Annotated in this window: 6 protein-coding genes; 1 reads left to right on the plus strand and 5 read right to left on the minus strand. The window is 44.7% G+C overall.

The genetic code is table 11. The annotated features are described in order from the left end of the window. Positions 1-156: 156 nt before the first annotated feature. The 4 genes from GC093_RS11235 to GC093_RS11250 all read right to left on the minus strand — a co-directional run bounded on the left by GC093_RS11235 (position 157) and on the right by GC093_RS11250 (position 9008). A complete protein-coding gene (locus GC093_RS11235; RefSeq protein ID WP_171651947.1) occupies positions 157-696 on the minus strand; it encodes a hypothetical protein in 540 nt (179 codons plus the stop codon). A gap of 14 nt (positions 697-710) precedes the next feature. Next, positions 711-2852 (minus strand): ABC transporter transmembrane domain-containing protein, encoded by a 2142-nt coding sequence (locus GC093_RS11240; protein WP_171651948.1) that lies wholly within the window; start codon positions 2850-2852, stop codon positions 711-713. Between the two features lie 258 nt (positions 2853-3110). After that, positions 3111-8396 (minus strand): chondroitinase family polysaccharide lyase, encoded by a 5286-nt coding sequence (locus tag GC093_RS11245; RefSeq protein WP_171651949.1) that lies wholly within the window; start codon positions 8394-8396, stop codon positions 3111-3113. A 132-nt stretch (positions 8397-8528) separates the two neighbouring features. Then, positions 8529-9008: a DUF624 domain-containing protein gene (locus GC093_RS11250; RefSeq protein WP_171651950.1), complete on the minus strand. Its 480-nt coding sequence runs from the start codon at positions 9006-9008 to the stop codon at positions 8529-8531. Positions 9009-9595: 587 nt separating this feature from the next. Here GC093_RS11250 and GC093_RS11255 point away from each other — a divergent pair. After that, complete coding sequence (locus GC093_RS11255; RefSeq protein WP_216624580.1) at positions 9596-9835, plus strand: hypothetical protein; 240 nt, start codon at positions 9596-9598, stop codon at positions 9833-9835. A 573-nt stretch (positions 9836-10408) separates the two neighbouring features. Here GC093_RS11255 and GC093_RS11260 read toward each other — a convergent pair. Beyond that, a partial coding sequence (locus GC093_RS11260) for a phage integrase N-terminal SAM-like domain-containing protein (protein WP_216624581.1) occupies positions 10409-10790 on the minus strand: 382 nt, incomplete at its 5' end.

Raw genomic sequence — 10790 nt, forward strand, 5'->3', positions numbered from 1 at the left:
TTCTTACTATTCCATGAAGTATCTTATCATTAAATGTATACAGGAGGTGAACAACATGGGAGATCCGGGAGTCCAAAACGGTGAGATCAAAAACCCTCGTGGACCAGCTAACCCAAGACAGTAAGTAAACAAGGCCGGCAGCCGATGCCGGTTTTTTCAGCGGAGATGAGCCGAGTTTTCCTGCTTATTCCGTGAGGTGTACCGGATGACATACTGACTCAGCCTCTCGGGTGTCGTGACGTATAGGCTTAGCATGCCGCACGGATACATCTCCGTACTGCAGAGTGTTGCAAATTTGCCCAACAGCCTGCGATGGCCGTCAGTCGGCGTGCAATAAATCTCAATCTTGCCGATCAAATCAAACAGTTCGAGTTCACGCTCAACCAAGGCCGCTATAGCTTCTAATAATGCCTTCCCGCCACGAAAACCAGCCTCGAGGTAAATAAGCTGCACTTCGATTCGGGTTCGATCTTCGCTACCGTCTTCCCCGTAGCCGTACGTGTATGCGAGCCCCCCCCGTACCTGACCGGAGCGATCCAAGCCAACCATGAAGCCTTTATCGTAAATGGCCGTATAGATCGATTGCAGGACGGTACTCCATTTGTAGGGAACGCCAAGATCTTCAGCGTATCGGCACAAGAATCGGACTCCGTCCTCTGCCGCTTTTTCCGATTCGGCGACAATCCATTGCAGCATTAATCCTCTCTCCTTTACATTCTCGTTTTTAATGTGGCTTCGAGCGCTTCCCGAATGGATGAATAATTCATCATAAGCGGGTGGAAGTGGTCGTACGATAGCGACAGCAGCAAGCATGGCGTTAATGTAACGACGCTGGCCGTTCTCGGAATATGCTGCATAAGCGCAATTTCGCCAAAATGATCGCCATCTTCCAGTACTGCTACCCTGCTGCGTTCTCCCGAATCTGAGGATTTGACAATCTCAACCCTCCCTCTTGCAATCAAATAAAATGTGTCCCCTTGATCCCCTTGCTCGAAAACGGTCGTTCCCGCTTCGAATTTTTCGGCAACAAAAAGCCGGGATATTTGATCCAGCGCCCCTTGTTCGATCCCTTGGAAAAAGGGGAGCCCACTCAAACGTTCCGCTTGCACCTGCGCACTGCCTCCTCCCCTGGACAACACAAAGCCCTTCTGCTTTTCCCACATTCGGCGATATAATCCATTATGTTCCAGCAATTGCTCGTGCGGTCCTGATTCGGTTACCTTCCCTTTATCGAGGACGATGATACGATCGGACATCGCCGCATAAGCCAAGCGATGCGTCACAGAAATAATCGTTTTGCTGCGGCTGAGTGACAGAATCGTTTCGTTGACGGATTGCTCGGTATCCGGATCAAGCGCCGAAGTCGCCTCGTCCAGGAACAAAATATTGGGTTTCCGCAGAAGCGCGCGGGCAAGCGCTATCCTTTGCCGTTGGCCGCCGGACAAATTATCGCCATGATTACGGACAATGGTATGATAGCCATCCTGAAATGTAGCGATAGTTTCGTGAATCCCAGCCGCCCGAGCGGCTTCCTCGATCTCTTCATCCGTGGCATCCAGCTTACCTATCGAAATATTGTCACGGATCGAACCGTGGAATAAAATCGAATCCTGAAACACGATGCCCACCTGCCCTAGCAGTGAAGCATACCGGGCTTCTCGAATATCTTGACCATCATACTTAACCGCTCCGCTTTCCGGATCGGCGAATCGCAGCATCAGCTGCAGCACCGTGCTTTTTCCCGAGCCGCTTGTACCAACGATAGATGTATAGCCACTTAAGGGAATGCTCAGATCAAAATGCTGTAGTATCGGCTCGCCAGGCACATAGGCAAAGGTGACATCGCGCAGTTCGATATGGGAATGGACCGTGGGCAGTTCCTTGTCTCCCCGCTCCGTCACTTCGGGCTTCCACTCCATCACCTGATGCAAGCGCTGAAGACTTGTTTTCGCCGCCAAGAAATAGGGCAGTATAGTAGCAATACCATACATGGACTGGCCTACGGTAGCAAAAACTGAGTTATAGGCGATAAATTCTCCAACCGTCAGCCTTCCGTCGAATGTCAAATAGCTGCCGTACGCAAGAATGATTGCCGTCAAAATCGAAACACCAAGCAATGGCAGACGGTTCAAATTAGCATCGACAAAATTTCTTTTGACGCCGACAGATGCCATCGTTCGAAGAATGCCTTCTACTTTCGCAAGCATGCTTTGGCGCAAATCGAACACCCGGATAACCCGATACGCCTTCATATTCTCGTCAACTGATCCATTGAACTTCCCAAGATGCACATAGTACGTATCAGCCAAAGCAAGCGAACGGGACTTCAACATCCGGTAAGGGACGAATAGTAGGATTGAACCGCCGAACGCTAACAGAGTAAGCTTCCACTCCATCGTAAACAGGATGCCTAGACCAATAGCGACACTAGAGACGGATAGCAATCCCGCGCCGAGCGCCTGAAGCACGGCCGCCTGGATCTCCGGGATATCGTCGGAATATCTGGCCAGAAGGTCTCCGACTTGGAAGCGCTCATAAAATCGGTGAGACTGGGCCTGCATGTGCCGAAACAGTGCAATCCGATAGTCGAACAACAACTTGGCACCTAGTCGAGCTTTGGCGTAATCACTGGAAATTCCGGTAATTACATTCAGCAGTCCTATGGCAACCAATATCCCGACAATTATCGCCAGAGCCTCTATATCACGGGGCAGCAGTGCTTTATCAATTAAATATTTATAGCTTAGAGAGGAAAGGTAGCGGAATAAAAGGTCGATTAACACTCCAAATACGATAACGGATATAAAAAAAGGGGACGAACGAACGGAAGCAACTATAGTTTTCCATAACATTTCAGCTATTCTCCTTTAAATATCAGCAAACCTAGCAGATGAAATTAAGACTATGAATAATCATACCATATTTGGAAGAATATCTGGGGCCGATTAGGAGGCATTCTCATAAAAGTGCATAAAAAACCACCATCCCATTGGATGGTGGTTCTTGTCTTTATGGAGACGAGCCGTGGCTTGGTAAATCCACAATTCACAGGAGTGGAAAGCCCATCTCAAAACCATAGTCCATGCTCCCGATCTCGACACAGTAACCGCTTAGTTGCTTTTTTGTACCCTCATTTTCAGCAATACCGTTGCAGCTTCTGCCCTTAATGTCTTCCCATTCGGATCGAATCGGTTAGAGTCTTTACCTTCTATAATGCTCGGCTTCTTAATTGCAGCCACTGCGCCTCTCGCCCACATCGGAATGTCCTTTTCGTCGGCAAAGCCGCCTTCAGTAATCGATTCCGCCTTTAGATTGAGTGCTTTCGCGATCATCACGGCCATTTCGGCACGTGTAACTTCTGCATCTGGCCGGAACGCATTGTCTTCATACCCTTGAATAATACCTGCTTGTACGGCTTGCGCGACTGCTTTCTGTGCCCAAGCTCCAATCTTCGCAGTATCTGTGAAGGTCAGCGTCTTTCCTTCCCCTTGCGGCTTCAACGTGTTCATCAGCATCACAGCAAATTCCGCACGTGTCACAGTGTGATTCGGCTTAAACGATCCATCCGTATAACCACTGACGATTCCTCCACTTGCTGCTTGCTTGATGTTCGTTTCTGCCCAATGTCCAGCAATATCGGTAAAGCTGATCGTCGCTTGCGTGCCTATCGATGAAGCTTCACTCACAACGAATACCGCAAATTTCGTAAAGTGATCAACCTCTACGGTTATGGTTGATCCGTTAACCTTACCGCCCCTGACTTCCACCCATGCCTTCTTCACTTCATCATAGTAGAATACAGCTACCATTTGGTTGCTCTTCAAGCTTGCCGGATCGAAAGCAAGGGTCAGCGTGACTGGTTTGCTGAAGTTCTCCGGAAAATTCTTCAAAATCTCGTATACCTGGCTGGCTAAAACGTCTGTATTCGTTAGCAGATTTTGAGTTTCCAGCACTTTGTCTATCGTTATTTTCAATTCTTTGTCTGTAGCATCTGCCGGAATAACGACCACAACCGCATCTCCCAAACTAACATTACCTGTCTTACCTGAGGGAAGTGTTAATTTACCATCCCCGGTGGTAACGGTGTTGTCGCTTAAGGGTGTTGAACCTCTAGTGCTGGACCCCACACGATTCACAGTAATCACATAGGTCTTCGTTGTGCCATTCTGTGCCGTCACTACGATGGTGATGGGGTTACTACCTATATTAAGGCTAATGGCCCCGCTCGCTTGACCGCTTGCTGTCGAAATCCCGTTTACGGTCATTGTGGCATGACTGTCATACATACTTGCCGTTACAACAAGACTTGACACGCCACTTGCCACACTGGACGAGTACGCCGTGATCCCGGATGCGAATGCCGGACTTAGCGTACCGCTCGATAGTGTCAACCCGCTCAAGTCTGCGTTGCCGCTTGCTTCTGCTGCGCGATTCACGTTAACTGCATAGACCTTCGTTGTGCCATTCTGTGCCGTCACTACGATGGTGATAGGGTTACTACCCACGTTCAAGCTAATGGCTCCACTCGCTTGACCGCTTGCTGTCGAAATTCCGTTAACGGTCATCGTAGCATGACTGTCATATACACTTGCCATTATAGCAAGACTTGACACGCCACTTGCCACACTGGACGTGTACGTGGTGGTCCCCGATGCGAATGCCGGACTTAGCGTACCGCTTGATAGTGTCAACCCGCTCAAGTCTGCGTTGCCGCTTGCTTCTGCTGCGCGATTCACTGTGAGATCATACAGATTAATCGTACCATCCTCCGCAGTTACCATAATCTGAATCGGGTTAGTCCCTACAATTAAGTTTGCTGCGCTATAGGTATACACATTGTTGGTTACAGAACTGTATACGGCACCCGTAACCGTGAGTGTTGCTTTTGGATCGTTTTTGATTAAGGAAAGATTGATACTTGACACGGCATTAGCCACGTCTACCGTGTAAATCATATTCGATGAAGTAAATGTTGGCGATAACATTCCTTGGTCAACTGTCAAGCTGGACAGCAGCACGTTGTTGCTCAGCCACTTCGCATACAGAGTGACACCTGTGGAAGGTACTCTATCCATATCAAACTTCCATGCATTCGTTAAGCTCTCTTCTTTGTACCATCCTGCGAAGCTATAACCTGCCTTCGTCGGTGCTGTCGGTGCTGTTATCAAAACTCCTGCGTTTGCTTGGAACGGCGCTATCCCGCTGCCTCCTTGACTCTCGAAGGTTACCGCAATTGTTACCGATTGAGTTGTCGATTGGACAAGTCCAATATCGATTGTCTTCCCGTCGACACAATCAAATTCTATCGTCGTTGTAGTCGAAGTAACACTTTTCACCCTGGCCTCCGTGCTCGGTTTTTTTAATTCCCATGCGCCCTGTAGCTTTAAAGTCACTTTATTCATTACGCTAGGCGTTATGATATCATCAGCATTTATTTTAGAACTGTCAGTATATTGTGGAAGCCTAAGATCAGGGTCAGACATACTTAATGCTAACTCCGAGCTGCTGACATCCTGTATCATGACCATCGCGGGAGCAGTACTGTTTTGCAAAATTCCTTGTGTTATCGGTACGTTGCTATTAAATATGGCGTATCCGGTGATATTCTGTCCGGGAACTGTGTTTTGTACGATATGGGCGTTGCTATTCTTCTGCAATACAGTATACCGTGGGTGTGCTGCAAAGTCAGCCGTTCCTTGAGCCCCTGCGCCTGCTTTGATCGCATATTCATATCCAACTGATGACGGTGCAGATCCATGGTTGATATATGCAGTTGAGTATGAACCGGAAGTGTCCTCACTGCCTCCACTATTCTTTGAAATTTGCACTCCTCTGCTAATCACTGTCCCCGATGGATTCGGCAGTACGTATCCGTTACCATATGGATCTACTATCCAAGCCGGAGTAGTACCGTTTAGAACGTTATTGTAGCTGGCACTAGTTATTGCATTGGTGGAATTTAAATACAATGGCATTGTACTGGTAGGCATGTAGGTCTGAAATAATACCGTTTCCGTTTGATGGCCGGTATCTGTATTAACGATGTCCGAACCTAGAGAAATAATTTTATCACCAAAGAAAAATACCGATTTTTTGGCTCTAAAGCTGGTGTCAAATACAGTATCATGCAGATCCATGGCAAAGACGCCATGTTTATTCTGCAGTGATGCTCCTCCTACAAATGTGCTATCGTTAAAGGATCGATGCTGTGAAGTTTCAGTAAACTGAAGTTCATCCAATGTCAAGTGCTTCACCGTTGTTCCAGGCCAGCGACTCCAATCCCAGCCTGCGCCAGTATTGATTCCGCTTTCAAGAATGCCATTGCTTGTGATGATTTGCATATTTCCGTAACTTTGATATCTTCCATAAACATTTTCTGACAATGTTTCCGTTGATTCCGGATTAAATTTTTTGGATGCTTCATAATCCCATGAATAACGGCTCCATCCTTTAATACCTATCATAATATCATTGATTCTGTTAACCGCTAAGGCTGCATAGGGCTTTACCCAAAATCCCTGCGGGTTTGCTTTTGGGCTATACCCCATATTTGCAAAATTAACAGCCAGCTGAAGTCCTCCCATGGTATCCTTATAGGCTACCCCATAACTATCTGCGAAAGAGAACAACTGAGTATTCAGTAGGCTCGATTGCGAGTCCCATAATCTCATAAACGTAGCAGCCAATTCACTATCAACTGGATTGTTGGCAAGAGCCAGATAGGCATATGCGGGTAGAATACTCACAATTCCATTAGATTTGTCGGGAATTCTTCCCGTCGCGCCAATAGCCATATCATATTTGTTGGATATGATTTCTTCGGTTAGCAATGCTTTCTTAATGTTATTATATGAAGCGTCAGATAACGAGAAAGATGTCCCTCCAAGTAAATAGGCAACGAGGGATGCAAAATGGATTGCGTCAGGTCCATAGGCATTCATATAGGCAGCTCTATGATGGAACAATGTACCGTCGGGCTTAATAACATCTGCATATCCGGGAGCGATGGTGCCGAGGGCTTGCTCGTACATGCCAAGTAGTCCCTTCATGTACTGTACCTTAGTTGGCGTATTATCCATTCCAAGTACATATAACAAGTTGTACATGAATAAAGTGCGATATTCGTCGGCTGTAGTTTCGACGTAAGTAGAATTGTCAAATGTTTTGCCAAAGTTATCGTACCAAAAGCATGTTCTCATTTCTCTATCAAAAATTCCGGCTGCTTTGAGTTCGTCTCTCATCAGAAATATCGTATGAAAATAGCCATTATTCTTATTAGTTTCATGATCTTGAGTTCCTAAAGCACTCCCGAATGCCCATCCCTGGTCATTCATATAATCCAGTACATCGATAACCTTTTGCTTACTTGCGATATTCCCATTTATTTTATAGTCAAAAACAAGCGATAGCAGCACTGTCTTACTTACATCTTCACCGAATTTCAACAAATGGGGATCTCTACTTGCGTAGAGTGCACTTCCTGTGATCGTTCCGTCAAAATGTCTTGTTATGTTCAGATTGTTATAAGCTTCCAGCCCTTCGGAGATGAAGGTCTGCACAGCATCATATCTTGTCTTGAGCGGACCTGCGGTCAAGCCTGCATAATTGAGAGCATCACCAAATACCCACTTATTATATTTATCCGCTATGGTGTTGAAGGAATCTATCTGAGTTTGGGTTATGGTTGGCTCAAGAGGTATTGTCGGCTGTTGCAGACTGTAATAATATAAATTATCCCAAGTACTCACTCCTACATCGATGCCCGGCTTTGGCATCTGATAGTCGGCTGTTCTTGCTTTTATCAATTGGGGTGAAAACTCTATGTTATCAAAATATAGGGTTCCCGAAGGGGTAGAACTTGGAGGAACAATTTGCATAACTTCCAAAACATTACTTAAACTTTTCGTGTAAGCAGGATTTTTTCCTTCCTCTCTGAACTTGATCCAAAGAGCCCTCCAGCCCTTAAAGTTCAAATTCGCTTTGAAAGTGTGATGATATACACCGCTATTGATTTCGGAAATGGTTCCAAAATTGAAAGTAACTTGATCGTTAATCGGCGTTTCATTGTATATCCATATTTTCATTCCACCATTTTTTATATTGGATTCGGCAAGATTAATTGGCTTTACATCTCTCAGTTTGGAATTGTTATTCCATGTCCAAGCTAAGGACTTTTGACCATGTTTATAATGTCTGCTAGACAATGCGATAGATCCGCCACTCTCAGTCGCCCACGACGACGGAATAGAAGCAGCTTCGAAAGATTCGATTTGTGAATAATCGTCCGCTGCTAACACCGTATTGTTATTTATTGGATCATATATCGAACACATGGCCACTATGTTGGTTATAACAAGTAATCTTGCTATTTGTTTCCACAAAAACATTTTCCTCATAACCTCAACTCCTTTTCGTTATCATTTGTTGTGAATCACTTTTTGCCCCTGCTTCGATGCCCGAAGATTGAATTTTGTAGTAAGTGAACCTGAAAACAAGATAACATTTGTAGCACCTCCCTCACATCCAGATCAAAATCCAGCACTCATCAAAAGTGCCTGCGGCAGCCGCCGTAGACTGTATGCCAACGATTGTTTCAAGGTCTGGACCACACCAAGTCCGCATGAGACCCAGACCGGAAATACAAACAACAGTGTAGACACGTATAATGTGCTGAGAAACAGGGACCAAGCGAACAGAGCGGTATACAGCCATGTATTCGCCGCAACGTTGTATGCAAACAAGAAATTGGAGGCAACAATCAGCAGCAAAAAAAGCATCACGATTCCAAGGCAAGTGGCGGGAAAGAGCTGCTTCACAAATGATCTCCAGAAGAAGGGGAGAAGACCTTCCCTGTCCTTCTCCTTCCGGTACATTTGGATGGTCTGGATCAAGCTTCCGCTTGAGGCAAATACCGTCACCAAGGGTAAACTGAACATAATCCAAACGAAGTTTAATAAGGCTAAATTCATCACCCATTCAAAAAAACGAATCACTTTTTTCGCTTTCACACCGGATGCCCCCAATTAGCTTTCCAATTATTTTTGCAACAGCTTATTCGCTTCCTGCGCTGCCTCGTCCAAAGCTTGCTGCGGCGTTACGTTACCGTACAAGCCTTCACGATCGCCTTGGAAATCGTCGTTCCGACCTTGGAATAGTTTTCTGTCGGAGGTGGTGCGATGGAGCTACCTTATGCTTCTGTACCAGGTCGACCCACAGCTGCAAAGCTTCTACACCCTTGGGTGAGTTGAACATCGCTTGCTTCATATCCGGAGTGAAGTACTCCCCGCCGTTTTTCCATAAGAATGCAGACCACCGGTTACTAGAAAGCGTTTACAAAATATTGTAGCCCCTCTTATTAAAGAGTGTACGTACCTGATGCCTAATGTTACTCACCTCCATCCATCCATCCATCCATAGGCCATTTAATTTCACATTAAATATATATAGGGGCAATTAAGAGGAATTAAGCAAATATTACCTATAATTCCCTTGTTTGAGTATAGCATTCACTTTATATATATTCAATATGACATTATATGAGATAAAACCAGGTGAGTCTATATAATCTCATTTGAAAAATGTTGGAGCAATTGATGTGATTGAACGCAAGAAGGTCATCTATAGGAACCAGCAAATTTATGGGGACTCTATGCGGTTTGCATCCAAGCATCCTTTAATTCAGTTGCACACTCCCAATAATTTAGAAAACAGATACTCGTCATTGATTAAAACAACGCTTAGATCGATTACAAGTGCTGAATATGAAGTATCCTTAGTTGTTCGAGAGGACAATGCTGAAAATGCGGTGAGTTATACATTAATGGTCGAGAACTAAAGGCAATTGAGCAAATAGAAAAGGTCTTGAATAATCTTTATCCAGATGGTTTGACTCCGAAAGGATGATATGTTATTCGAAGTAGATTCATCCATCTCTAACAATTCAAGTATCCATTATCGAAAAAATCCGATGATCGTTTGGAGGAACTAAAGCAAATACTCCATAATCAAAATGAAGTGACTGTATACTGTGACTGTTCTGTTTTTCTTGGACACCCTCTTATCGGATTATCAGCCCGTTAGTTGGTTGTGGCAAGACCATAATTGAGTCCAAGAAAATATACACACAGTATATAAACAAGACAATGTGTGCAGAGTTTTTAGCAGTAAAATATGCTGTAGAAACTTTGCCAATGATATTAATGGAATACACGAAATTCGCAAGTAGTCCTACGTCAATAATCATACTCTCAGATAGTCAGGTTATTGAAGATTTCATTTATGCGGGAGCGGGGAAAAAGGCTTATATGCGAGAAGTGATTACTGAAATAATTGGTTTATTGGAGTCATTACCAGATGACCTTAACGTTAAAATCCGATACATTGGCGATCAGAAGAACCAAAATATCTTTCACAAAGCATCACATAATTCAGCACGGAAAATTATTGGTAAAAAGTAGACAATTAAGGAATAGGAAGGTTTGCATAGCATGGACAATAAAAATGAGAATCCAGTCATGGCTTCAATGATTTCAATAAATAAATGCTTGAAGAAAACCTTTATGACATGGAGTTTGCTATTCCTTGAAGTCGGATTGTTATTCCTCTCTTGTTGTAGGTAGATCATGTACTTTCTAACTGTATTTAAAGTTACATCTGTAACATTCAATACCTCTTGCAATGCACAAAAGCTTTGAAATTCCTTCATGACCGAGCCATAGGTTTGGATCGTCCTTTCAGATAAATTCTTCATAATCCTGTCCTCTTTGAACTCCTGAATAGCAGATTTTAAC

The sequence above is a fragment of the Paenibacillus foliorum genome (assembly GCF_013141765.1).
Classification (GTDB): Bacteria; Bacillota; Bacilli; order Paenibacillales; family NBRC-103111; genus Paenibacillus_S; species Paenibacillus_S foliorum.

Coding starts and splice junctions, on each gene's coding strand:
- GC093_RS11245 (WP_171651949.1), bottom strand. CDS start 8,396: ATGAGGAAAATGTTTTTGTGGAAACAAATAGCAAGATTACTTGTTATA.
- GC093_RS11240 (WP_171651948.1), bottom strand. CDS start 2,852: ATGTTATGGAAAACTATAGTTGCTTCCGTTCGTTCGTCCCCTTTTTTT.
- GC093_RS11235 (WP_171651947.1), bottom strand. CDS start 696: ATGCTGCAATGGATTGTCGCCGAATCGGAAAAAGCGGCAGAGGACGGA.